Below are 22,767 nucleotides of genomic sequence, written 5' to 3' on the forward strand. Positions count from 1 at the left end.
AGGGTCGTCGGCCGGCGCGCGTGCGTGGCCGGGTCACCCGTTCGTCGTGACCGGGGAACCGGACGGCCGCCCGCCGAGGTACAGCTCGGAGAGCTGCGGGTCGGCGAGGAGCTCGGGGGCGGGCCCGGTGATGTGGACCCGGCCGAGGTCGAGGACGCAGCCGATGTCGGCCGTCTCGAGGGCGCGACGGGCGTTCTGCTCCACGAGGAGCACGGCGACACCCGCGTCGCGCATCCGGACCACCTGCTCGAACACGGTCGCGGTCGTCTTGGGGTCGAGACCCATCGACGGCTCGTCGAGGAGCACGACCTGCGGGCTGACCATGAGGGACCGGGCGAACTCCACCTGCTTCTGCTGCCCGCCGGACAGCAGGCCGGCGAGCTGCTTCCACCGCTCGCCGACGATCGGGAAGAGGTTCTGCACGAACTCGACCCGCTCGGCCACCTTCGCCCGGTCCCGGATCGAGTAGGCGCCGAGCAGCACGTTCTCTGCGACCGTCATCTCGCGGAAGACGCTGTGGCCCTGCAGCACGTGCGCCAGCCCGGACGACAGCATCTCCTGCGGCCCCTGGCCGGTGACGTCCCGGCCGCCGACGAGGACCCGTCCGGACCGCGGCTTGAGCAGGCCGCTCGCGACCTTCAGGACGGTGGACTTGCCGGCCCCGTTCGGGCCGACGAGGCACACGACCGTCGCGGCCGGGACCCGGATCGTCAGCCCGCGCAGCACCATCGCCGCCCGGCCGTAGCCGGCCTGGATGTCGTCCAGCTCGAGGAGGCACTCCTGCTTCGCCCCGGGATCGGGGGTCCGGTCAGACACCAAGGTAGGCCTCCAGGACTCGCGGGTCCGACTGCACGACGGCGGGACTGCCCTCGGCGATGGGGCGGCCCCGGTCGAACACGATGACGTGGTGGGACAGGCTCATGACCATGTCCATGTTGTGCTCGACGACGAGGAACGTCTTGCCCTCGGCGTTGAGGTCCTGCACCAGCGTCCCGATCCGGCCGACCAGGGCCGGGTTCACGCCGCCGGCGGGCTCGTCGAGCATGATCGTGTCGGGGTCGCCCATGAGGACGCCCGCGAGCTCGAGCAGCTTCTGCTGGCCGTAGGACAGGTTGCGGGCCTCGATGTTCTCGAGGTGGTCGATGCCGACCCGCACGAGCAGCGCGCGGGCCTTGTCGATCTCCTCCGGGTTGCGCGCCCCCTTGAGGAGCTCGCGGGTCTTCGTCCGGCGGACCGCGACGAGCATGTTCTCCAGCACGGTCATGCGGGGGAAGATGCGGCAGAGCTGGAAGCTGCGGCCGATCCCGGCCCGCGCGATCTTGTGCGGCGCCCTGCGCGTGATGTCCTCGCCGTGGAACGTGACCGTCCCCGCGTCGGGCTTGATCATCCCCGTCACGCAGTTGAAGAAGGTCGTCTTGCCCGACCCGTTGGGGCCGATGAGGGCGTTGATCTTGCCGTGGTGGAACGTCACGGTCGCGTCGCGCACGGCGTGGACGCCGCCGAACGACTTCGTGAGCCCCACGGTCTCGAGGTTGCGCGTCCTCGGTGGCGCCGTCGTCGTCATGACTCGTCCTCTCTCGTGGCCTCGGCGGTCGGGGCGGCGCCGCGCCGTTCGGTGCGCCCGGCGTCGGCCGGCGCCGCGGGCTGCGGCTCGCCGTCGGCCGGGGACGTCGCGGCGGACGCCGCACGGTTGCGCTCGAGGAGCTCGGCCGCGGTCATCTCGCGGATCGAGGAGTCCTGCGGGCCGAACCGCTTGAGGATCCCCTGGGCGGCCGGGATGATGCCGTCCGGCATGAAGAGGACGACGATGCCGAGCAGCAGGGCCGTGGCGACGAGGTGGAACTGGGTGTCGCCGAACTCGAGCTTGAAGTACTCGAGGCCCGTGCCGACGACGACGGCCCCGAGCAGCGGGCCGAACAGGTGCCGGACCCCGCCGAAGAGCGCCATGAGGACCATGTAGGAGCCGAGCATGATGGAGAACTGGAAGATGGGGTCCAGGTCGCCGAACCAGAGGGCGTACATGCCGCCCGTGAGGCCGGTGAAGGTCGCCGAGACGACGTACGCGACGAGCTTGTAGTTGCGCGTCGGGACGCCGAGCGCCTGGGCCTTGTCCTCGTCCTCGCGCACGGCCTTGAGCCCGGTGCCGAACCGTGAGCGGTCGATCGCCCACCACGCGACGAGCATGGCCGCGAGGAGCGCGGCGAACAGGTAGAAGAACACCTGGTGGTGCTCCGGCCGCAGCAGGTCGGGGAACGGGCGGGGGACGACGAGGCCGTCGGACCCGCCGGTGAACGACCCCCACGCCTGGAAGACGAGCAGCAGGATGAGGACGAACGAGATCGAGACGATCACGAACGACGCGCCGCGCACGCGCAGCGCCGCGATCCCCACGGGGATCGTGACGAGCAGGACGAGGACGCCCGCGACGAGCCATGCGACGAAGCTGGGGAGCCCGACGTCGCGGATCAGCAGGCCGGTGCCGTAGGCGCCGAGCCCGAAGAAGGCCGCGTGGCCGAGCGAGACGTAGCCGGTGAAGCCGCCCATGAAGTTCCAGGCGGTCGCGGTGCACGCGTAGCTCGCGACGACGATGCCCGCCGACAGGATGTACGCGTTGGGCGCCATCGCGGGGAACGCGAGGACCAGGGCCACGCCGACGACGAGCGCGCCGAGGCGGACGACGCGGCCCCAGGGCCGGCGCGTCGGGGGAGCGGCGGGCGCGGGGCCCGAGCCGGCGCCGTCGGGCGCCGCGCTGCTCGCCCCGCCGGCGCTGGCGGGACGGCCCGCGGGACGGATGTCAGAAGCGTTGGGCAAGGCGACCTCCGAAGAATCCCTGGGGTCGCAGCATCAGCGTCGCGAAGAGGGCGACGTAGAAGATGGTCTGCGCCCACGTGGTGCCGAGCGGCACCTGGAGCAGGCTCTGGCCGATGCCGAGCACCATGGCGGCGATCGCGGCACCCGGGATGGAGCCCAGCCCGCCGACGACGATGATCGCCATGAGCGGGCCGATCCAGTGCCAGTGCAGCGACGGGTAGATCGTCGCGTCGAGCGACAGCGCGGTCCCGCCGATCGCGGCGGTGGCGAGCCCCAGGCCGAAGCCGAAGCCGGCGACCCGGTCGGTCTTGATCCCGACGAGCTGGGCGGCCTCGCGGTGCTGGATGGTGGCGCGCAGCGCCTGGCCGAACCGGGTGTGCTTCATGACCAGGTACAGCAGGGCGAGCGAGACGACGGCCAGCCCGAACGCGACGAGCTTCACGACGGCGATCCGGGCCCCGAAGAAGTCGAGGCTCGCACCCGAGTACGGGAGCTGGATGCGCCGCTGGGTGCCGCTCCAGACGAAGCCGATCATGCCCTCGATGAAGAGCGCCACGGCGAACGTGAGGAGCACCGACATCATGGTGAGCGTCACCGGTCGCAGCCGTGTGATGAGCAGCCGCTGCATGCCGACGCCGACCCCGAAGAACAGCGGGACCGTCACGACGAGCGAGAGCAGCGGGTCCATGCCGGTCTGCTCGTTGAAGTACCACGCGAGGTACGCGGCGAGGATGAGGAACGCCGAGTGGGCGATCATCACGACGCGCATCACGCCGAAGTAGAGGGTGAGGCCCGCCGCCAGGAGGGCGTAGAGCCCTCCCAGCAGCACGCCGAGCACGAGGCTCTGGAAGAGGAGGGTGGTGGTCACGTGCTCACCACTCCGGCTTCGGGTGGATGAAGTCCGCCTCCTGGGCGTCCTCCGGCATGACGATCTGGATCTCGCCGTCCACGTACTGCTGGATGAGGTGCGCGCCCTGCGGCTTGCCGGTCTCGTCCCAGGTCAGCGGCCCGACGACGGTCTCGACCTCGTTGGTGCGCAGCCAGTCGACGAGCTGCTGCTGGCACTCGCCCTGCTCGGCGCAGCCGGCCGCCTCGACCGCCGCCGCGACGACCTGCCCGGTCGTGTACGCGTTCGCCTCGTCCTCGCCGGGCGGGGTGCCGTGCAGCTCCGTGTACCGCTCGACGAAGTCGACGTTGGACTCCCAGCTCGCGGTCTCGGTGTAGCCGGTCGGCGAGAGGATGCCCTCGGTCTTCGCGCCGATGGCGGCGGAGAACTCGGGGTTGGTCGGCGCGGTCGAGAACGCGGCGAGGTCCGGCTGGTAGTTCAGCTGCTGCAGCGCGACGATGAGGTTCACCGCGTCCTGGTACTGCGTGCCGCCGATGACCATGTCCGCGTCGGAGTCGCTGATCTTCGCGGCGATGGACGAGAAGTCGGTCGTGTTGGGCGGGTAGACCTCGTCGACCACGATCTCGAGCCCCGCCTCGGCGAGCTTGTCGCGCAGGCCGTAGGCGGTGCCCTGGGCGAAGGGGTCGTCCATCGACGCGACCGCGACGGTCTGGGGCCGCTCGCCCTCCGGCATCGCGAGGATGTGGTCCGCGAGGTAGTTGTAGTGGTCGTCCGCGACCGCCGGGGCGGCGTAGAAGAGGTTCTCGAAGCCCTGCTCGAACACCTCCGCCGCGGCGCCGGCCGGCTCGACGAAGAGCATCCCGTACTCCTCGGCGACGCGGGCGCTCGGGACGACGAGGCGGGTCGAGAACGGCCCGAAGACGAGGTCGACCTCGTCCTGCGCGATGAGCGCCTCGTAGTCCTGCACGACGCGGTCGGCGTTGGACTGGTCGTCGAGGATCTTCAGCTCGACCTGCCGGCCGAGCAGGCCGCCGTCCTCGTTGACGAACTGCGCCCAGGCCTCGTAGCCGCGCTGGACGCCCTTGCCGGGCTCGGAGAAGTCGCCGGTGAGCGGCAGGGAGATGCCGACGACGATCGGGTCGTCCGACCCTTCGTCGCCCGCCCCACCGTCGGCGCACGCGGTCAGGACGAGCGCCGACGCGGTCAGGCAGGCGGCTGCGGCGGCGAGCTTCCGTCGCCGGGAGGGGACCGGGGTGGTCAGTGGGGACATGGAGGTGACTCTCCCTACTTCGTCGTAGTGAGGCCCTCTGCTGCCCGGGGTGTGCAGCCGAGGTACGTAAGCGCTTCCGGTAAGCGCTTTCGCTACCGTAGATTACGGGCATCGGCTGTGGCAAGCGTCACAGCGAACCCGGGTGAACGGAGCAGTGGGTGCGTCGAGAACCGGCCGCGGTGCGGTCCCAGCCCCGCCTCGTCGACGTGGCGGGGCGGGCCGGCGTGTCGATGGCGACCGCGTCGCGGGCGCTGGCCAGCCGCGACGGCGTCTCCGAGCTCGTCGCCGCCCGCGTGCGCGACGTCGCCGCCGAGCTCGGGTACGTCGCCAACCCCCACGCGCGCACGCTCGCCGGGGGGACGACGTCGGTGGCCGGGCTGCTCGTGTACGAGATCGGCGACCCGTACTTCTCCGAGATCGCGAGCGGCGTGGTCGGCGCCGCCGCCGAGCACGGGTGGAGCGTGCAGATCAGCCACACCGAGCGCGACTCGAGCGCGGAGGCCGCCCAGGTCCGTGTCATGCGGGCCCACCGGGTCGGTGCCATCGTCGTCGCCGGGTCCGGCTACGTGGACCCGGCGATGGAGGCCGAGGTCGCGCGCGAGCTCGACGACTTCCAGGTCGGCGGCGGGCGCGTGGTCGTCATCGGGCGCCACCACCTGCGCTGCGACGCCGTCCTGCCCGACAACATCGGGGCAGCGGAGAGCGTCGCCGCGCACCTGCTCGGGCTCGGGCACCGCCGGATGGCGGTCGTCGCCGGCCCGAGCCACCTCAGCACCGTCGCGGACCGGCTCGGGGGCATCCGCGCCGCCGTCTCCGCGCACGGCCTCGACCCGGAGGGGCTGCCCGTCGTGTACGCGCCGTTCACCCGTGAGGGAGGGCGGAGCGCCGCCGGTCAGGTGCTCGACCGGCATCCCGGGACCACGGCGATCCTCGCCCTCAACGACGCCATGGCGACGGGCGTGCTCTCGCTCCTGCGCGAACGCGGCGTCGCCGTGCCCCACGACGTGTCCGTGACCGGCTTCGACGACATCCAGGTCGCCCAGGACCTCGCCCCCGCGCTCACCACCGCGCGCCTGCCCATGTCGGAGATGGGCGCGACCGCGTTCGAGCTCGCGCTCCGGCCCCGCGCCGCGCGCCCGCGCCGGAAGCCGACCGGCCACGGGTTGATCGTCCGGGACTCCACGGCGCCGCCCCGGTGAGACCCTGGGCGCCGCCCCCTCAGCACGCGGCTGTCCAGCGCGGACCCGGTCCGTGGTGCGGGCATCGGCGTCGGCGGCGAGCATCAGGGCGTGGACCGACATCGCGCGCCCAGGACGGCCGAGACGCCCCGACCGAGAAGGGCGGGACGGCTCGCGGTGATCGCCGTCGAGGCGCGCCCGAGGGCTGTCCGACGGGCATGGGTGCGCCACCCCCGCTGGTCGATGGCTGGCAAAGGGGCGCTCGCGGCCTGCCTCGCGTGGCTCGTCGGTGTCCTCGCTCCCGCGCCGTTCTCCGAGTACCCGTACTACGCCCCGCTCGGCGCGGTCGTCGCGACGACCAGCACGGTGGCGCGCTCCGTGCGCGAGTCGCTCCAGGCGATCGGCGCGCTGCTCGTCGGCGCTGGCATCGGGCTCGTGGCCCAGGTGCTGCCCCTGCCTAGCCCGTTCGGGGTCGCGATCGCGGTCGGCGCCGCGCTGCTGTGCGCCGGGTGGCGGGTGCTCGGGGAGATGGGCGGCTGGGCGCCGACGTCGGCAATCTTCGTCCTCATCCTCGGCAACGGCGACGAGCTGGTGTACGTCGGTGCCTACGCCGGGCTGGTCGTCGTGGGCGCGGCGATCGGCGTGTGCGTCAACCTGCTGCTCCCGCCGCTGCCGGTCACGCCGTCGGAGCTCGCGCTCGACCGGCTGCGGGACGGGCTCGTGGAGCAGGTCGAGGCGCTCTCCGCCTGGCTCGAGGACACCGGACCGCTCGAGCCCGACGAGTGGGAACGACGGCGCCGGGCGCTCGACCCCACGATCGAGCAGGCGCGCGTCGCGCTGGCGCAGATGCGCGAGGCGGCGCGTGCCAACCGCAGGGCGCGGCACGACGGTGACCGCGCGGCCCGCCAGGACCGCCGTGCGCGCGAGCTCGGCACGGCGGCGGAGGTGGTCGACGAGGTCGTGCGCCTCCTCGTCACCTGGGAGGGCGAGGGACGCGACGACGTCGCGCTGGGCCCGCGGCTGCGACCCACCTTCGCCGTCGCGCTGCAGGCGTTCGCCGGCGCGCTGCGGCCCGCCGAGACCGACGCGGAGGAGCGGGCGTCCGCGACGCGCTTCGCGGAGGCGGTCGACGAGCTGCGGGACGTCGTCGCGTCCACGCGGGACGGGGCGAGCGACGTCCACCTGGTGGCCGGAGCCCTCGTGGTCGTGCTGCGCCGGGCCGTCGACGCGCTGGCGGCCTGAGCCCCCGCCCGCGGCGCGGCGCTCACCCGGTCGTCGGGAGGGTCCCGCCGTCGTGCCCGCCGTCGTGCCCGTCGTGCCCGCCGTCGGGGACGGCGACGGGCTCGCGCATCGTCTGGGCGATGTGCCCGCCGAGATAGCCGCCGACGCCGGCCGCGCCGAGACCCGCGGCGGTCAGCAGGCGCCCCAGCCGGTGGCGCCCCGACCGCCGGGCCCACCACGACGCGCCGACCAGCAGGTTCCCCGTGGCGTTGGCCGCCGCGTGGACGGCGGCGACGCGCCGCGCAGGTGCAGTGAGGGCGCGGAAGTCGGCCAGCCCCGCGAGGACGGTGGGCGCGGCGCTGAGCAGCCCGAGCCCCACGAGCCGGCGGGCGGCGGCCTCGTGGCCCTCGGGACGCGTGACGTCGAGCGCCGCGGCGCCGATCCAGAGCCCCAAAGGGAGGTCGGTGAGCACGGCGTGCGCCGGGTGGCCCAGGGAGCGCCCGCGCAGCTCGTCGTGCAGGCGGCCCGGTGGCGGCACGACGGCCTCGGCGAGCCGGCCGAGTCCTTGCGCCAGGGGGTCGAGCCGGGGCTCGGTCTCGAGCCGGGTGGCACCGCGCGCGAGCGGGGCGGACAGGGGGCCGTCGTCGGGCATGGGTCTCCTCGTGGCCGGGAGGGCGGAGCGCTCCTGGGCTCGAAGCCGCTCGTCGGACCTCACTCCCGAAACTAGGACGGCGTTCGCCCGCTCGCGCCCGGGCGGCGGCGTGGCGGCGATCGTCACGCCTGCCCGACGCCGCGGTCGGGTGCGGCCATGTCGCCCGTGGCCGGAGTGCCGCCGGCGAGACCGTACCGCAGGTACACGGTGCCCTTCGGGCTCGCGGCCGGCGGCTGGAGGAGCGTGAGGTTCGTCGGCACCGCCCCGCCGTCGAACACCTTCTTGCCCACGCCGAGCACGATCGGGTGCACCCACAGGTCGAGGCGGTCGAAGAGCTTCTCGCGCAGGAGCGTCTGCACGAGGTCGAGGCTCCCGACGACCCGGATCCGTTCGTGCCGGTCGCGGACCTCGCGCACCGCCGCGGCCAGGTCCGGGCCCAGCAGCACGGACCTGGCCCAGTCGAGCTGCGGGTTGCCGCGCGAGGCGACGTACTTGGGGACGCGGTTGAAGAGCGTGGCGATGTCGCCGTCCTGGCCGCCGGACTGGTGAGGCCAGTAGGCGGCGAAGATGTCGTAGGTCCGCCGTCCGAGCAGGAGGGCGTCCGTCCCCTCGTCGTACGCGGCCTGGATCCATTCCCCGGCGACCTCGTCCAGCAGCGGCGCCTGCCAGCCGCCGAACGGGAACCCGGCCGGGTCCTCGTCCGGACCGCCAGGCGCCTGCGCGACGAGGTCGAGGGTGGCGAACATCTCGATCTGGATGAGGCCCATGGTCTGCTCCCGGTCGTGTCGGCGGGTGATGGGGTGCAGACCCGCGGACGGCGGCCGACTCATCGGCGCGCGTCCGGGCGTCGCGCGAGCCTCGGCCGCTCAGTACTCGACCGGCGTCCCGACCGACTGCCAGTGCCACGGCTCCGGGAGCCGGCCGCCGGGTTCGGCCCAGTCGGGGTGGGTCCAGCCGTGCTGCTCGGCGTGCTCCTTCAGCCAGGCGTACCGCGGGCTGTCGAACCCCTCGGGGCCCATGCTCAGGTCGACGGCGGTGCCCAGCCCGTGGTTCGAGCAGCCGGGCGGCGCGGCCAGCGGGTTGGGGTCGTCGGGGTTGTACACCTCGACCTGCTGGGCGAGGTCGCGGTACGCGGAGTTGACGGTCAGGTGCTCGCCGAACTGCGCCAGGTACGCCTCGTCGAGCGCCACGAGGTCGTCCAGCACGTCGGCGCGCACGGCGTGCTCGGGCGCCCACGGGATCGGCGCGAGCCTGTCCGCGGCGAGCTTCCCGGCCTGCGGGAACCAGACCTGGTCGGGTTCGGGGCAGACGACGGCGTCCTGCGCGGTCATGAGGTTCGTGGTGGCGGTGTCGAGCTCGTCGCGGCCCGCGGCCAGGCTCGCGGCGGCGCCCTCCACCCCGGTGGCGTCCTCCGCCTCGAGCCGGTCCGACCGTGCGGCGTCGAGCGCCTCGTCCGCCGTCGCGAGGGCGTCGCGCACCGCGGACCTGTCCGCCTCGGCGGCGCCCTGGCCGGCCTCGGCGAGCTCGTCGGTCGCGGCCAGCACGCGCTCGGCCCGGCGGGTCACCGGCCCCAGCGCGTCCCGGGCGACGCTCGCCTCGGCGAGGGCGAACGCCAGCCGGGAGCGCTCCACGCCCGCGGTGTCGCGCTCGAGCTCCTCGCGCGCCCGGGCGGCGTCCCCCGGCAGCCGCCCGAGGACCGGCGTCGAGCCCAGCAGGGCGTCGGCGTCGTCGATCGCCGCGGCCAGGTCCGTCCGGACGGCGTCGTCCGCCACCCTGCCCGCAGAGTCGTCGAGCGCGTCCTGCGCCACGGCGACCTGAGCGGTCAGGTCCTGCGACTCGGTCCACACGAACCATCCGACGCCGCCCGTCGCGACCAGGAGCGCCGTCCCGAGCACGACGGGCACGGCGAACCTCGCGCGCCGCCTCGGCGCGTGCGGCACCCGACCGTGCCGCAGCGACAGGTCGACCACACGCGGCCGCGGGGTCACGACGGCGAGGAGCGCCCCGCCCACCACCGCGCCGAGCGCGTACCAGGCCAGGTCCGACGCGCCGAACGTCGTGCCGAGCGCGTACCGCGCGGCCGGGAGGCGCTCGAGCACCTGCGCCGGGACGTCGGTGAGGTGCGACAGCTCGATCGCCGCGCACACGGCGAGGCCGACGACGGTGGCCACGACCGGCGTCGTGCGCGGGCGGACCAGCGCCACGAGCAGCACGACGAGCGTGGCGAAGAGCGCGTCACCGAGCGGCCCGCCGATCTCCGGGGACAGCACGGTGCGGCCGCCGAGCCCGGCGAGGACCACGACGACGGCGAGGAGGGCCGACGCCGTGCGGGGGGTGCGTGTCACCCGCGAACCTTACCGATCGCGACCGAGCGGGCCGCCGGGAGCGGCCGTCCGCAATAAGGGGAGCGCCGGACGGCGGCCGCTCCGTAGGGTGCGACCCATGATCGGAACGGTTCTCGCGCTGGGCGGCGGCGGCTTCTCGATGTCCGACGACGGGGCCTCCGCCATCGACGACCACCTGCTCGACCTCACAGGGAAGCCCGTGCCGAAGGTGTGTTTCGTCCCGACGGCGAGCGGCGACGCCGGCATATACGCGCGGCGGTTCGAGGCCGCGTTTGCCGGGCGGGCCGAGACGTCGGTGCTGTCGCTGTTCTGCCAGGACCCCTGGGGCTACTCCGACCCCACGATGCTGCTCGACCAGGACGTCGTGTACGTCGGCGGCGGGTCGACGGCGAACCTGCTCGCGCTGTGGCGCCTGCACGGGCTCCCCGGCGTGCTGGAGAAGGCGGCGGCGAACGGGACGATCCTCGCCGGCATCAGCGCGGGGATGAACTGCTGGTTCGACGGCTCGTCGACCGACTCCTTCGGCCCGCTCGCGCCGTTGCGCGACGGTCTCGGGTTCGTCGCCGGGAGCGCCTGCCCGCACTATCTCGGCGAGCCGGGACGACGGGAGAAGTACCTCGGCTGGGTCGGCGACGGCGTCCTGGCCGATGGCTACGCCGTCGACGAGTACGCGGCGGTGTGGTTCGTGGACGGCGAGCTCGTGGAGGCCGTGTGCGAGCGGCCCGACCGGCCCGTCTTCCGCGTCGAGCGGGACGGCGACCGCGCGACCGAGACCCCGGTCCCGGCGCGGTACCTCCGCGCGTCGTCCTGACCCTGCCGGGGCACCGCGCCGCGAGACCCTGCCCTGGTGTGACCTAGGTCCTCGTGAGGTGCCCACGGGCGGCCTAGACTGTCCGAGGCCCCCACCATCTTTCCGAAGGACACCCCTGCCTTGATCACCGCCCACGGCGTCGAGCTGCGTTTCGGCGCCCGCGTCCTGCTGCACGAGGCCACGTTCCGCGTCGCCGCCGGCGACCGCATCGGCCTCGTCGGCCGCAACGGTGCGGGCAAGACGACGCTCACCAAGACGCTCGCGGGGGACACGCTGCCGACGGGCGGGAAGATCACGCGCGGCACGGACATCGGCTACCTCCCGCAGGACCCCCGGACCGGCGACCTCGAGGTCGTCGCGATGGACCGCGTGCTCAGCGCCCGCGGCCTCGACCGGATCGTCTCGCAGATGCGCGAGACCGAGGGCCTCATGGCGTCCGCCGACCCGGAGACGCAGAACGCGGCGCTCGAGCGGTACCCCAAGCTCGAGGCCCGCTTCCTCGCCGCCGGCGGCTACTCCGCGGAGTCCGAGGCGCACCGCATCACCAGCAACCTCGGCCTCGACGACCGCGTGCTCGCCCAACCGCTGAACACGCTGTCGGGCGGCCAGCGGCGCCGCATCGAGCTCGCCCGCATCCTGTTCTCCGGGGTGGAGACGCTGCTGCTCGACGAGCCCACCAACCACCTCGACGCCGACTCCATCGTCTGGCTGCGCGACTACCTCAAGTCGTACTCGGGCGGGTTCATCGTCATCAGCCACGACGTCGAGCTCCTGCGCGCCACCGTGAACAAGGTCTTCCACCTGGACGCGAACCGCGGCGAGCTGGACCAGTACAACCTCGGCTGGGACGCCTACATCGCCCAGCGCGAGCAGGACGAGCGCCGCCGTCGTCGCGAGCGCGCCAACGCCGAGAAGAAGGCGGGCGTGCTGCTCGCGCAGGCCGACAAGATGCGCGCCAAGGCCACCAAGGCGACGGCCGCGCAGAACATGATGAAGCGCGCCGAGCGCATGATGTCCGGCCTCGAGGGGGAGCGGCGCGCCGACAAGGTCGCGCACCTGCGGTTCCCGAAGCCGGCTCCGTGCGGCCGCACCCCGCTCACCGCCGAGGAGCTGTCCAAGAGCTACGGCTCGCAGGAGGTCTTCGCCGGGGTCGACCTCGCGATCGACCGCGGGTCGCGCGTCGTCGTGCTCGGGTTCAACGGCGCCGGCAAGACGACGCTGCTGCGCATCCTCGCGGGGGTCGAGGAGTCCGACACGGGCCGGGTCGTGCCCGGGCACGGGCTGAAGATCGGGTACTACGCCCAGGAGCACGACACCCTGGACATGGACGCGACCGTCGTGGAGAACCTGCGGCACGCCGCCCCCGACCTCACCGACACGCAGGTGCGCTCGGTGCTCGGCTCGTTCCTGTTCAGCGGGGACGACGCCGAGAAGCCCGCGCACGTGCTCTCCGGCGGGGAGAAGACACGCCTCGCCCTCGCGACCCTCGTCGTCTCGAGCGCGAACGTCCTGCTCCTCGACGAGCCCACGAACAACCTCGACCCGGCGTCGCGCGCGGAGATCCTCGGCGCGCTCAACACGTACGAGGGCGCGGTCGTCATGGTCACGCACGACGACGGTGCCGTGGACGCGCTCGAGCCCGACCGCGTGCTCCTGCTGCCGGACGGCGACGAGGACCTCTGGTCGGACGACTACGCCGAGCTGGTGTCGCTGGCCTGACGCGCCTCGCGCCGGCCGGCCTCCGCGCCGGCTGGCGGCGGCTGCTCGTGAGCGGCGTCGAGGAGGGCGTCCTCGTAGTCCTCGTCGACGCGACGGCGCGGCGCGCGGCGGGCGCGCACCCCGGCCCCCGGGGTGCCGTCCGGGTCCGGGTCGGGGCCGCCCGCGGCCAGGAGGTCCCCGGCGGTGACCGTCACGGGCCGCGTCTCGCGGCGCCACAGCACCACGTAGCCGCCGACGGCGCCCAGGGCGAAGATGCACCACTGCACGGTGTAGCTGAGGTGCGAGCCCGGGTCCGTGTCCGGCTCCGGCAGCGCGCCGAGGGTCGTCGCGGGCGCCGGGTCCTCGCTGCGCAGCTGCCCGTACGCGCCGGCCGTCGCGCCGTCGGCCCACGCCGCGCCGTCCGCGCCCGCGGCGAGCACCTGGTCGGTGCTGATCGCCTGCACCTGTCCGGCGGGCGCCCCGCGGCCCGACGCCGGCTCGTCGGCGCGCATCGTCAGCACGACCTCGACGTCGCCCTCGGGCGGCGCGGGCACGGACGAGGGCGAGCTCGCGTCCTCGCCCAGCGGGACGAAGCCGCGGTCCACGACGAGCACGAGCCGGGACCCGTCTCCGGCGGTGGTCTCGAACGGGACGAGCACATGGAAGCCCGGCTTGCCGCCCACCGGGCGGTTGCGCAGCAGCACGGTGTCCTGGGGCCGGTAGGTGCCGGTGGCGACGGCCGGGTGCCACACGTCGTCGCCGGCGAGCGTCGAACCCGCGGCGGGCACGACGTCGCCCAGCGGGACGGGCTCGGCGGCGTAGTTGGCCTCGACGAGGTCGATCTGCGCCTCGCGGTCGGTGTAGCGGTGCCACTGCCAGAAGGCGGCGAGCACGCACAGGGCGGCGAGCAGCACCGCGGCGAGACCGAGGGTGATCCACTGGCGCCGGGTGCGGGGCGCCGCCGGGGCGGGCGCGGCCTCGGGCGCGGGCGTCGTCGAGGTGCTCACGCTCGGCCGGGCTCCTGGTCGGTCGGCACGTCGGGTCCCTGGTCGGTCGCGCGGTCGAGGTCGGTGACGGGGACGGTCTGCTTCCAGAACGACCGGGCCCCGAGGAACTGCTCGAGGTGCTCGCGGTGGTCGTCGCAGGCGAGCCAGACCTTGCGCCGCTCGGGGGTGTGCAGGCGGGGGTTGTTCCACAGCAGGCCCCAGCGGGCCTCGGAGCGGCAGCCCTTCGCGGAGCAGACCAGCTCGCCGGCCACGGGGTCGGCGCCGAGCCCGAGCACGTCCATCAGCGGTCCGTCCCCTCGGTGCGTCCGGGCCTGCCGGTCGCCTCGTCGCCGGTCGCCTCGTCGCCGGTCGCGTCGTCCTCGTGCTCGACGACGCGGTGCTCGACGACGCGGCCGTCGGCCTCGGCCGACGGCGTCCGGGGCAGGGCGGCGGGCGCGCGGGGCGTCACGGGCGACGTGTCGTAGGAGACGCGGTCGCGGCCCGCGTTGGCGAACAGGACCGCGGAGTAGGGGAGCACCACGGCGAAGCCGAGGAGCACCAGCTGCAGCCACAGCACACCCTTGGCGAGGAAGATCGCGGCGAGGAAGAGGACGAGGCGCAGGCCCATCTGCACCAGGTACCGGCGCGTGCGGCGGGCCTGGTCTTCGGCGAGCGTCTCGGGGGCGCTCGTGATCGAGGGGACCTCGACGTGCTGACCCCCTGCCGGCCGGCGGTGCCCCGACGGGAGCGGCCCGGGCGAGGTCGCGTGGGCGTTGCTCACCCGGCCAGTCTACGGCGCTCGACCTCGCCCCCGACCCGCCCCCGACCCGCCGCCGACCCGCCGCCGACCCGCCGCCGACCCGCCCCCGACCCGCCGCCCACCCGCTCCCGACCAGCGCCGGAGCGCGCCCGGCGGGGGTCGGCCGCGGCCGGACCCGTCCCGCGAGGGTTGTAGGGATCCGACAAACGGCCGAGGTCTCCTGTGGCTCGTCGCGACCAGGCCGGGGGCCTGGCGCGGGGTACCGTCGTCCGGGTGCCTCGGGGCCCCGGCGCACGACGGCCGGCCGCGCCGCCGACCAGCGCGGGCCCGACGCACCCACCCGCAGACCGTCCGCCGACCGAGGAGACCACACCGTGACCGACGCCCCCGCCACGCCGCCCGAGACTGCAGCCACCGGTCCGACCGGCCGCGTCGTCGTCGTGACCGGCGCCGCGCGCGGCATCGGCCGCACCATCGCGGAGCGCTTCGTCGCCGCGGGGGACACGGTCGCCACGCTCTACCGCAGCGGTGAGCTGCCCGCCGGCGTGCACGGCTTCGTCGCCGACGTGACCGACAGCGCCGCCGTCGACGCCGCCTTCGCCGAGATCGAGAAGACGCTCGGGCCGGTCGAGGTGCTCGTCGCCAACGCGGGCGTGACCCGCGACCAGCTGCTCATGCGCATGAGCGACGAGGAGTTCGAGACCGTGCTCGACGTCAACCTCACGGGCACGTTCCGGTGCGTGCGGCGCGCCTCGAAGGGCATGATCCGGGCGCGCAAGGGCCGCATCGTGCTGGTCGGGTCGGTCGTGGGCCTGTACGGCGGCCCGGGCCAGGTCAACTACTCGTCGTCCAAGGCCGCGCTGGTGGGCATGGCCCGGTCCATCACGCGGGAGCTCGGGGGCCGCGGGATCACGGCGAACGTCGTCGCGCCCGGCTTCGTCGAGACGGACATGACGGCCGCCCTGCCCGAGGCGACCCAGCAGCAGTACAAGGCGTCGATCCCCGCCGGGCGGTTCGCCGCCACCGACGAGGTCGCCGGAGTCGTCGAGTTCCTCGCGTCCGACGCGGCCGCCTATGTCTCCGGCGCGGTCGTCCCGGTCGACGGCGGCCTCGGCATGGGGCACTGACCCAGCCGCTCGCCTCCCCCCGGCGGCCACGGGCCGCTACGCTCCCACCAGCACCCAGCGAAAGGTCATCATGGCTCTGCTCGACGGCAAGAAGCTCCTCATCACCGGCGTCCTCACCGACAGCTCGATCGCGTTCCACGCGGCCCGGCTGGCGCAGGAGCAGGGGGCCGAGGTCATCCTCAGCTCGTTCGGGCGGCAGATGAAGCTCACCCAGGCGTTCGCCAAGCGGCTGCCGGCCGAGGCGCCCGTCGTCGAGCTCGACGTGACGAGCGGCGAGGACCTCGGCGCGCTCGCCGACCGCGTGCGCGAGCACACTGACACCCTCGACGGCGTCGTGCACTCCATCGGCTTCGCGCCCCAGTCCGTGATGGGCGGCAACTTCCTGTCGGCCGGGTGGGACGACGTCGCCACGGCGCTGCAGATCTCGACGTACTCGTACAAGTCGCTCATCGAGGCGGCCCGCCCGCTGATGACGGGCGGCGCCTACGTCGGCCTCACGTTCGACGCCACGTTCGCCTGGCCCGTGTACGACTGGATGGGCGTGGCGAAGGCCGGCCTGGAGTCCGCGAACCGTTACCTGGCGCGCGACCTCGGGCCGCACGGCATCCGGTGTAACCTCGTCTCCGCCGGGCCGATCCGCACCACGGCCGCCAAGTCCATCCCGGGCTTCGCGACCATGGAGGACGCCTGGCCGCAGCGGGCCCCGCTCGGCTGGGACCAGACGACCGCGGAGCCTGCCGCGCGCGCCGTGGTGGCGCTCCTGTCGGACTGGTTCCCCGCCACGACCGGTGAGATCGTCCACGTCGACGGCGGTGTCCACGCGATGGGCCAGTGACCGGACCGACGTGATGAGACGGAGCGCATGAGAGCGGTAACTCAGCCTGAGGGCGCCGCGCCGCGATGGCGGCTCGTGCTGTTGCGCCATGCCAAGGCCGAGCCCGGCCGTGGCGTCGTCCCCGACGTCCAGCGCCCGCTGGCCCTCAACGGACGCCGGCAGGCCGGGCGGGTCGGCATGGCGCTCACCGCCGGTCGCCTCGTCCCGGAGGTCGCGCTCGTCTCGTCCGCGCTGCGCACCCGCCAGACGTGGGACCTCGCCTCGGCCCATCTCGACGGCGCGTCCGCGGTCTCGCTCCAGGTGCGGGAGGAGCTCTACGAGGCGAGCGTCGGCGACGTGCTCGACCTCCTGCGCACCGTCCCCGCCTCGCGGCGCACCGTGCTCGTCGTCGGGCACGAGCCGACGATGGCGGCCACGGCCGCCTACCTCGCCGACGAGGGCTCCGACGACGCGGCGCTCGCGCAGGTGCGCGTGGGTGTGCCGACGGCAACCTACTCGGTGCTGGAGTCGACCGACCGGCCGTGGGCCGACTGGGGCCGGTCGTCGGCGCGGCTGGTGCACGTCGGCCGTCCGTCCTGACCCTCGTCGGCCCGGCCTCGCTGGTCGGCCCGCGCCTCAGCGGGGGCCGACGACGTCGGCCACCGTCGTGACCTCCACGAGCGGCGCGTACAGGCGCATGACGTCGAGCGCCCGCTCGTGGTCGGCGGCGCTCGCCCCGGCGCACGCGTCGGCGACGACGCGGACCCGCCGGCCGGCGTCGGCCGCCGCGAGCACCGTGGACAGCACGCAACAGTCCGTCGAGACGCCGGCCACCACCAACGTCGTCGCGCCGCCGGTCGCCGCCGCCAGCTCGGGGCCCCACTTGCCGAACGTCGTCCGGGTGACGACGGGCGCCCGCCCGGGCCCGTCGACCATCCCGTCGTCCATCCCGTCGCCCGTCCCGTCGACCATCCCGTCGACCATCCCGTCGACCATCCCGTCGACCATCCCGTCGACCATCCCGTCGACCAGGTCGTACCACGGGTCGTCCGGGGGCACGAGCGCGAACGGCCACGCCGCGAAGTAGTCGGCCCAGGCGCCGCGCGGCTCGGCCGGCGCGACATACCGGGTGAGCACGACGCGGCCGGCGAACGCCGGCAGCAGGCGGCGCACTCCGGCCAGGGCGCCCGGGAAGCCCGGGGACGCCCACGGGCTGGGCGGCTCGGCGAAGACGCGCTGCATGTCCACGACGACGAGCCGTGCGTCGCCCGCCGCCGGCTCGGCCTCGGCCGCCGGGCCTGGCGCCCCGGCGCTCACCGCTCCTCCTGCCGCCGCACCGAGCGGGCGGTGACCGCCAGGGTGACGACGAAGCCGAGCGCGAGCGCCACCAGCACGCCGACGTTCGCGCCCGCCCACGTGCCCGTGCGACCGCCGAGGCCGAGCGGCCCCAGCAGGTAGCCCTGCCAGGCGAGCCAGCCGGCGTAGGTGTTGGTGACCAGGCCCCACCCGATCGCGGTGCCGATCACCACGAGCCCGACGGCCGACCAGCGCACCCGCCCGTACCTGCCGGCGGGGTCGTACAGGTCCCGCTCCGCGTAGTCGCGGCGCCGCAGCGCGATGTCGGCGAGCAGCACCCCGCACCACGCGGCGATCGGGACGCCGAGGGTGATGAGGAAACCCTGGAACGGGCCGAAGAACTCGTCGGCGACGAAGACGACGTAGATCGCGCCGAGCACCATGAGGACGCCGTCGATCGCCGCGGCGGCCCAGCGCGGCGCGGGCAGCCCCAGGGACAGCAGCGCCAGGCCGGAGGAGTAGATGTCGAGCGCCGCGCCGCCGACGAGCCCCGCCAGCACGACGAGCATGAACGGCACGAGGAACCACGTCGGCAGCAGCACCGCGAGCGCGCCGATCGGGTCGGTCCCGATCGCGTCCGCCAGCGCGGGGTCGGACCCGGCGAGCAGCAGCCCCGCGACCAGCAGGAGCACGGGCGGCAGGGAGGCGCCGAACGTCGTCCAGCCGACGACGCCCGGCCCGGAGGCCGAGCGGGGCAGGTAGCGGGAGTAGTCGGCGGCCATGTTCACCCAGCCGAGCCCGAACCCGGTCATCATGAAGACCAGCCCGCCCACGACCTGCGGGGCGGTGCCCGGCGGGATCGACGCGACGGTGGCCCAGTCCACGTGGCCGGCGACCAGCACCACGTACACGACGGTGAGCACCGCCGTCAGCACCGTGATCACCTGCTGCAGGCGCATCACGAGCTGGAACCCGAAGACCCCGGCGGCGACAACGACGAGCGCCACGACGCCGAGCGTCACCGCCTGCGTGACCGTGCCGCCGCCCCAGCCGAGGGTGCCCAGCACGGTCGCGGTCGCGAGCGTGGCGAGCGAGACCAGCACCGTCTCCCAGCCCACCGTCAGCACCCAGGACAGCAGCGACGGCAGGGCGTTGCCGCGCACCCCGAACGCGGCGCGGCTGAGCACCATCGTCGGCGCCGAGCCGCGCCGGCCGGCGAGCGAGACGAACCCGCAGAAGAGGAACGAGACGACGATCCCGACGACCCCGACCGCCACCGCCTGGGCGAACGACACCTCGAACGCGAGCAGGTACGACCCGTACCCCAGCCCGAGCACGGAGACGTTCGCCGCGAACCAGGGCCAGAACAGGTCGCGCGGGCGCCCGTGCCGCTCGGACTCGTCGATCGTGTTGAGCGCGTTGGTCTCGACGGTGGTCGCCATCCCACGATCCTCCCGCGGCGCGGTCCGGGCCGCTACGGCTGCGCCGCGACCATCAGGCCGGACGCCGCCCGAGGGCGGGGACCGCGCGGTGTCAGGGGGCCGGCGGGCGCCCGGCGGCGGCGTCCACCTCGTCGACGACGTCGAGCACGGCGTCCAGCCGCGGGCCGTCGATGCTGAACGGCGCCTGCGCCCGCACGAGGGGCTTGGCGGCGAAGGCGATCCCGATGCCGGCGGCCTCGATCATGTCGAGGTCGTTCGCGCCGTCGCCCACCGCGACGGTGTCGATCATCGCGATCCCGCACTCGGAGGCCCAGCGGCGCAGCGTCGCGGCCTTGTCCGCCCGGTCGATCACCGGCCCGAGCGTGCGGCCGGTGAGCACCCCGCCGGAGACCTCGAGCCGGTTGGCGCGCCACAGCCGGATCCCGAGCGACGCGGCGAGCGGCTCCAGGATCTCGGCGAACCCGCCCGAGACGAGGCCGAACTCCCAGCCGCGGCGGCGGGTCTCGGCGAGCAGCTCGGCGGCGCCCGGCGTTAGCTCGAGCTCGGCGCGCACGGCGTCGAGGGCCGAGACGGGCACGCCGGCCAGGGTCGCGACGCGCTCGCGCAGCGACCCGGCGAAGTCGAGCTCGCCGCGCATGGCCCGCTCGGTCACGGCGGCCACCTCGGCGCGCGTCCCGGCGTGGTCGGCGATCAGCTCGATGACCTCGGCCGTGATGAACGTCGAGTCGACGTCGGTCACCACGAGCCGGCGGGGAGCGGGCGGGGCGGGGTGGGGGTCGTGCGCGGGACGGTCGAGGTGCGTGGGGTCAGGCAAGGACGGTGCCCTTCGGGACGACGGTGATCCCCGAGTCGGTGACGGTGAACCCGCGGGCCCGGTCCTGCTCGTGGTCGACGCCGACGCGTGCCCGCTCGCCCACCACCACGTTCTTGTCGAGGATGGCGCGGTGGACCTGGGCGTGCCGCTGCACCTGGACGTTGTCCATCAGGACGGAGTCCGTGACGGTGGCCCAGGAGTGCAGGTGCGAGCCCGGGGACAGGATGGACCCTGCGACCGTCGCGCCGGAGATGAGGACACCAGGCGAGACGATCGAGTCGGCGGCGTGCCCGAGGCGCCCGGCGCCGGCGTGCACGAACTTCGCCGGCGGCAGCCCGGTGTACCCCGTGTACACCGGCCAGTCCATGTTGTAGAGGTTGAACACCGGCTGCACGGCGATGAGGTCCGTGTTGGCCTCGAAGTAGGCGTCGATCGTGCCGACGTCGCGCCAGTAGTCGCGGTCGCGGTCGGTGGAGCCGGGGATGTCGTTGCGGATGAAGTCGTACACCCCGGCCGTGCCCTCGGCGACGAACGCCGGGACGATGTCCCCGCCCATGTCGTGCCGGGAGTCGGGGTCGGACGAGTCCTTCGTGACCGCCTCGACCAGGGCGTCGGCGTCGAACACGTAGTTGCCCATCGACGCGAGGATCTCGGTGGGGGAGTCGGGGAGTCCCACGGGGTTGACGGGCTTCTCGAGGAAGTCGCGGATCCGCGTCGGGTCGTCCGGCTCGACGTCGATGACGCCGAACTGGTCCGCGAACGAGATCGGCTGCCGGATCGCCGCGACGGTGGCCCGGGCGCCCGAGGACACGTGCGCGTCGACCATCTGGGAGAAGTCCATCCGGTACACGTGGTCGGCGCCCAGCACGACGACGATGTCGGGCCGCTCGTCGTCGATGATGTTGAGGCACTGGTAGATCGCGTCGGCGCTGCCGAGGTACCAGTGCTTGCCGACGCGCTGCTGCGCGGGCACCGACGAGACGTAGTTGCCCAGCAGCGCCGACATCCGCCACGTCTTGGAGATGTGCCGGTCCAGCGAGTGCGACTTGTACTGCGTCAGCACGATGACCTGCAGGTAGTGCGAGTTGATGAGGTTCGACAGGGCGAAGTCCACCAGCCGGTAGATCCCGCCGAACGGCACCGCGGGCTTCGCGCGGTGCGCCGTCAGTGGCATGAGCCGTTTCCCCTCGCCGCCGGCGAGGACGATCGCGAGCACGCGGGGGTGCGACGTCACCATGCCCCGACCCTAGGACCTCGGCGGTCGCCGCGCCGCGCGACCCGGCGCGACACCCGCCGCGGACCGGCCACGACCTCGGATCCGTCCCGGGTCCGCCCGGGCGGGTCGGCCCCCGGGCGATAGGTTGGGCGGCGTGAGCACGCCGCCGAGCACGTCGCCGGGCATCGGGTCGAGCACCCCGGTCCGGGTCGACCTGCTGACCCGCGAGTACCCGCCCCACGTCTACGGAGGGGCGGGGGTGCACGTGGCCGAGCTGTCGGCCGTGCTGCGTCCCCATGCGGACGTCCGGGTCCGCTGCTTCGACGGCGAGCGCCCCGACCCGGGCGACGGCGGCGTCACGGGTTACGCGGTGCCGGCGAGGCTCGCGCATGCGAACCCGGCGCTCGGGACGCTCGGCGTCGACCTGGAGATGGCCGCGGACGTGGCGGGGGCCGACGTCGTGCACTCGCACACCTGGTACGCCAACCTCGCGGGCCACCTCGGCTCGCTGCTGCACGGGGCGCCGCACGTCGTCACGGCGCACTCGCTGGAGCCCCTGCGGCCCTGGAAGGCCGAGCAGCTCGGCGGCGGGTACGCGCTGTCGTCGTGGGCGGAGCGCACGGCGTACCACGGCGCGGCGGGCGTGATCGCCGTGTCGGCGGGCATGCGGGCCGACATCCTGCGGGTCTATCCCGAGCTCGACCCGGCGCGCGTGCACGTGGTGCACAACGGCATCGACCTCGCGGGCTGGCAGCGCCCGCCCGCCGGCGACGCGGCGGCGGAGCGCGTGGTGCGCGAGCTGGGCATCGACCCCGAGCGCCCGGCGGTGGTCTTCGTGGGCCGCATCACCCGGCAGAAGGGCCTGCCCTACCTGCTGCGGGCCGCCGCCCGGCTGCCGCGCGAGGTGCAGCTGGTGCTGTGCGCGGGCGCCCCGGACACCCCCGAGATCCTGGCGGAGGTGCGCGCGCTGGTGGACGACCTGCGGCGTGCGCGCGGCGGGTCGTCCGGGCCGTCCGGCTCGTCCGAGGAGGCGGGCGTCGTGTGGATCGAGCAGATGCTGCCGCGACCCGACCTCGTCGCCGTGCTCGCGGCGTGCACGGTCTTCGTGTGCCCGTCCGTCTACGAGCCGCTGGGGATCGTCAACCTGGAGGCGATGGCGGTCGGGCTGCCGGTCGTCGGCACGGCGACGGGCGGCATCCCCGAGGTCGTCGACGACGGTGTCACGGGCGCGCTGGTGCCGATCGAGCAGGCGGACGACGGGACGGGGACGCCCGTGGACCCGGAGCGGTTCGTGGCCGACCTCGCCGCGGCGCTCACCGCCGCCGTCGAGGACCCGGCCCGCGCCGCCGTGATGGGGGCCGCGGGCCGTCGTCGAGCCGAGGAGCACTTCGCGTGGTCGGCGATCGCCGAGCGGACGATGGACGTCTACCGGGCCGTCCTGGCAGCACCCGCTGGTTGAGCCGGTCGAGGCCGGCCTCG

At 74.3% G+C, this 22,767-nt stretch carries 23 protein-coding genes; 8 read left to right on the plus strand and 15 right to left on the minus strand.

The features are described from left to right. Positions 1 to 33 precede the first annotated feature (33 nt). The 5 genes from ABD254_RS15820 to ABD254_RS15840 are packed head-to-tail and all read right to left on the minus strand — an operon-like array spanning position 34 to position 4,928. Positions 34 to 816, minus strand: coding sequence for an ABC transporter ATP-binding protein (locus ABD254_RS15820; protein WP_344249496.1), 783 nt, complete (start codon positions 814 to 816; stop codon positions 34 to 36). Beyond that, positions 809 to 1,564 (minus strand): ABC transporter ATP-binding protein, encoded by a 756-nt coding sequence (locus ABD254_RS15825; protein ID WP_344249498.1) that lies wholly within the window; start codon positions 1,562 to 1,564, stop codon positions 809 to 811. The genes ABD254_RS15820 and ABD254_RS15825 overlap by 8 nt, the downstream gene beginning before the upstream one ends. Further along, the gene (locus tag ABD254_RS15830) at positions 1,561 to 2,811 is read right to left on the minus strand and encodes a branched-chain amino acid ABC transporter permease (protein ID WP_344249500.1); all 1,251 of its coding nucleotides are present in this window, start codon (positions 2,809 to 2,811) and stop codon (positions 1,561 to 1,563) included. The genes ABD254_RS15825 and ABD254_RS15830 overlap by 4 nt, the downstream gene beginning before the upstream one ends. Continuing rightward, complete coding sequence (locus ABD254_RS15835) at positions 2,795 to 3,679, minus strand: branched-chain amino acid ABC transporter permease (protein WP_344249502.1); 885 nt, start codon at positions 3,677 to 3,679, stop codon at positions 2,795 to 2,797. Before ABD254_RS15835 ends, ABD254_RS15830 begins: the two co-directional genes overlap by 17 nt. Before the next feature lie 4 nt (positions 3,680 to 3,683). Beyond that, positions 3,684 to 4,928, minus strand: a complete 1,245-nt coding sequence (locus ABD254_RS15840) for an amino acid ABC transporter substrate-binding protein (protein ID WP_344249504.1) — start codon at positions 4,926 to 4,928, stop codon at positions 3,684 to 3,686. A 158-nt stretch (positions 4,929 to 5,086) separates the two neighbouring features. Between ABD254_RS15840 and ABD254_RS15845 the strand changes: the two genes are divergently transcribed. Together ABD254_RS15845 and ABD254_RS15850 are read left to right on the plus strand one after the other, a co-directional pair. After that, the gene (locus ABD254_RS15845; protein ID WP_344249506.1) at positions 5,087 to 6,127 is read left to right on the plus strand and encodes a LacI family DNA-binding transcriptional regulator; all 1,041 of its coding nucleotides are present in this window, start codon (positions 5,087 to 5,089) and stop codon (positions 6,125 to 6,127) included. Between the two features lie 222 nt (positions 6,128 to 6,349). Then, positions 6,350 to 7,348, plus strand: coding sequence for an FUSC family protein (locus ABD254_RS15850; RefSeq protein ID WP_344249508.1), 999 nt, complete (start codon positions 6,350 to 6,352; stop codon positions 7,346 to 7,348). 22 nt (positions 7,349 to 7,370) lie between these two features. Here ABD254_RS15850 and ABD254_RS15855 read toward each other — a convergent pair whose 3' ends face one another. The 3 genes from ABD254_RS15855 to ABD254_RS15865 form a co-directional block, all read right to left on the minus strand. Next, positions 7,371 to 7,979, minus strand: coding sequence for a DUF2231 domain-containing protein (locus ABD254_RS15855; protein WP_344249510.1), 609 nt, complete (start codon positions 7,977 to 7,979; stop codon positions 7,371 to 7,373). A 122-nt stretch (positions 7,980 to 8,101) separates the two neighbouring features. Then, entirely contained in the window at positions 8,102 to 8,746 is a 645-nt protein-coding gene (locus ABD254_RS15860; protein ID WP_344249512.1) for a dihydrofolate reductase family protein, read from the minus strand. Between the two features lie 99 nt (positions 8,747 to 8,845). After that, positions 8,846 to 10,324, minus strand: coding sequence for a DUF2809 domain-containing protein (locus tag ABD254_RS15865; RefSeq protein WP_344249514.1), 1,479 nt, complete (start codon positions 10,322 to 10,324; stop codon positions 8,846 to 8,848). Between the two features lie 97 nt (positions 10,325 to 10,421). Here ABD254_RS15865 and ABD254_RS15870 point away from each other — a divergent pair, with 97 nt between their 5' ends. Both ABD254_RS15870 and ABD254_RS15875 read left to right on the plus strand, forming a co-directional pair. Continuing rightward, a complete protein-coding gene (locus tag ABD254_RS15870; protein ID WP_344249516.1) occupies positions 10,422 to 11,135 on the plus strand; it encodes a Type 1 glutamine amidotransferase-like domain-containing protein in 714 nt (237 codons plus the stop codon). 120 nt (positions 11,136 to 11,255) lie between these two features. Continuing rightward, complete coding sequence (locus ABD254_RS15875; RefSeq protein ID WP_344249518.1) at positions 11,256 to 12,854, plus strand: ABC-F family ATP-binding cassette domain-containing protein; 1,599 nt, start codon at positions 11,256 to 11,258, stop codon at positions 12,852 to 12,854. On the opposite strand, the gene ABD254_RS15880 is transcribed toward ABD254_RS15875, so the two are convergent. From ABD254_RS15880 to ABD254_RS15890, 3 genes are read right to left on the minus strand one after another with little or no spacing between them, the layout of a single operon-like run. Continuing rightward, a complete protein-coding gene (locus tag ABD254_RS15880; protein ID WP_344249520.1) occupies positions 12,827 to 13,840 on the minus strand; it encodes an SURF1 family cytochrome oxidase biogenesis protein in 1,014 nt (337 codons plus the stop codon). The two genes, ABD254_RS15875 and ABD254_RS15880, sit on opposite strands and share 28 nt — an antisense overlap. Next, positions 13,837 to 14,121, minus strand: a complete 285-nt coding sequence (locus tag ABD254_RS15885) for a hypothetical protein (RefSeq protein ID WP_344249522.1) — start codon at positions 14,119 to 14,121, stop codon at positions 13,837 to 13,839. The genes ABD254_RS15880 and ABD254_RS15885 overlap by 4 nt, the downstream gene beginning before the upstream one ends. Further along, positions 14,121 to 14,600 carry a DUF3099 domain-containing protein gene (locus ABD254_RS15890; RefSeq protein ID WP_344249524.1) on the minus strand — a complete coding sequence of 160 codons (480 nt, stop codon included), beginning with the start codon at positions 14,598 to 14,600 and terminating at the stop codon, positions 14,121 to 14,123. The genes ABD254_RS15885 and ABD254_RS15890 overlap by 1 nt, the downstream gene beginning before the upstream one ends. 353 nt (positions 14,601 to 14,953) lie before the next feature. Here ABD254_RS15890 and fabG point away from each other — a divergent pair, with 353 nt between their 5' ends. The 3 genes from fabG to ABD254_RS15905 all read left to right on the plus strand — a co-directional run bounded on the left by fabG (position 14,954) and on the right by ABD254_RS15905 (position 17,120). Continuing rightward, on the plus strand, positions 14,954 to 15,706 hold the full coding sequence (gene fabG, locus ABD254_RS15895; RefSeq protein WP_344249526.1) for a 3-oxoacyl-ACP reductase FabG: 753 nt from the start codon (positions 14,954 to 14,956) through the stop codon (positions 15,704 to 15,706). 70 nt (positions 15,707 to 15,776) lie between these two features. Next, complete coding sequence (gene fabI, locus ABD254_RS15900; protein WP_344249528.1) at positions 15,777 to 16,541, plus strand: enoyl-ACP reductase FabI; 765 nt, start codon at positions 15,777 to 15,779, stop codon at positions 16,539 to 16,541. A 27-nt stretch (positions 16,542 to 16,568) separates the two neighbouring features. Next, on the plus strand, positions 16,569 to 17,120 hold the full coding sequence (locus ABD254_RS15905; RefSeq protein WP_344249530.1) for a SixA phosphatase family protein: 552 nt from the start codon (positions 16,569 to 16,571) through the stop codon (positions 17,118 to 17,120). A gap of 36 nt (positions 17,121 to 17,156) precedes the next feature. On the opposite strand, the gene ABD254_RS15910 is transcribed toward ABD254_RS15905, so the two are convergent. The 4 genes from ABD254_RS15910 to glgC form a co-directional block, all read right to left on the minus strand. Further along, on the minus strand, positions 17,157 to 17,762 hold the full coding sequence (locus ABD254_RS15910) for a cysteine hydrolase family protein (RefSeq protein WP_344250064.1): 606 nt from the start codon (positions 17,760 to 17,762) through the stop codon (positions 17,157 to 17,159). A gap of 71 nt (positions 17,763 to 17,833) precedes the next feature. Next, positions 17,834 to 19,258 carry a purine-cytosine permease family protein gene (locus ABD254_RS15915; protein WP_344249532.1) on the minus strand — a complete coding sequence of 475 codons (1,425 nt, stop codon included), beginning with the start codon at positions 19,256 to 19,258 and terminating at the stop codon, positions 17,834 to 17,836. 91 nt (positions 19,259 to 19,349) lie between these two features. Continuing rightward, on the minus strand, positions 19,350 to 20,072 hold the full coding sequence (gene serB, locus ABD254_RS15920; protein WP_425553829.1) for a phosphoserine phosphatase SerB: 723 nt from the start codon (positions 20,070 to 20,072) through the stop codon (positions 19,350 to 19,352). Continuing rightward, positions 20,065 to 21,309, minus strand: coding sequence for a glucose-1-phosphate adenylyltransferase (gene glgC, locus ABD254_RS15925; RefSeq protein WP_344249534.1), 1,245 nt, complete (start codon positions 21,307 to 21,309; stop codon positions 20,065 to 20,067). The genes serB and glgC overlap by 8 nt, the downstream gene beginning before the upstream one ends. A 133-nt stretch (positions 21,310 to 21,442) precedes the next feature. On the opposite strand from glgC, the gene glgA reads away from it, so the two are divergent. Further along, the gene (gene glgA, locus ABD254_RS15930) at positions 21,443 to 22,747 is read left to right on the plus strand and encodes a glycogen synthase (RefSeq protein ID WP_344249536.1); all 1,305 of its coding nucleotides are present in this window, start codon (positions 21,443 to 21,445) and stop codon (positions 22,745 to 22,747) included. Positions 22,748 to 22,767: the final 20 nt, after the last annotated feature.

Source organism: Isoptericola hypogeus, assembly GCF_039531145.1.
Classification (GTDB): Bacteria; Actinomycetota; Actinomycetes; order Actinomycetales; family Cellulomonadaceae; genus Isoptericola; species Isoptericola hypogeus.

What these genes read in the sequence shown, in the direction of transcription:
- ABD254_RS15825 (WP_344249498.1), bottom strand. Translation starts at nt 1,564, where the DNA reads ATGACGACGACGGCGCCACCGAGGACGCGCAACCTCGAGACCGTGGGG.
- ABD254_RS15840 (WP_344249504.1), bottom strand. Translation starts at nt 4,928, where the DNA reads ATGTCCCCACTGACCACCCCGGTCCCCTCCCGGCGACGGAAGCTCGCC.
- ABD254_RS15850 (WP_344249508.1), top strand. Translation starts at nt 6,350, where the DNA reads ATGGCTGGCAAAGGGGCGCTCGCGGCCTGCCTCGCGTGGCTCGTCGGT.
- ABD254_RS15855 (WP_344249510.1), bottom strand. Translation starts at nt 7,979, where the DNA reads ATGCCCGACGACGGCCCCCTGTCCGCCCCGCTCGCGCGCGGTGCCACC.
- ABD254_RS15860 (WP_344249512.1), bottom strand. Translation starts at nt 8,746, where the DNA reads ATGGGCCTCATCCAGATCGAGATGTTCGCCACCCTCGACCTCGTCGCG.
- ABD254_RS15870 (WP_344249516.1), top strand. Translation starts at nt 10,422, where the DNA reads ATGATCGGAACGGTTCTCGCGCTGGGCGGCGGCGGCTTCTCGATGTCC.
- ABD254_RS15885 (WP_344249522.1), bottom strand. Translation starts at nt 14,121, where the DNA reads ATGGACGTGCTCGGGCTCGGCGCCGACCCCGTGGCCGGCGAGCTGGTC.
- fabI (WP_344249528.1), top strand. Translation starts at nt 15,777, where the DNA reads ATGGCTCTGCTCGACGGCAAGAAGCTCCTCATCACCGGCGTCCTCACC.
- ABD254_RS15905 (WP_344249530.1), top strand. Translation starts at nt 16,569, where the DNA reads ATGAGAGCGGTAACTCAGCCTGAGGGCGCCGCGCCGCGATGGCGGCTC.
- ABD254_RS15910 (WP_344250064.1), bottom strand. Translation starts at nt 17,762, where the DNA reads ATGCAGCGCGTCTTCGCCGAGCCGCCCAGCCCGTGGGCGTCCCCGGGC.
- ABD254_RS15915 (WP_344249532.1), bottom strand. Translation starts at nt 19,258, where the DNA reads ATGGCGACCACCGTCGAGACCAACGCGCTCAACACGATCGACGAGTCC.
- glgC (WP_344249534.1), bottom strand. Translation starts at nt 21,309, where the DNA reads ATGGTGACGTCGCACCCCCGCGTGCTCGCGATCGTCCTCGCCGGCGGC.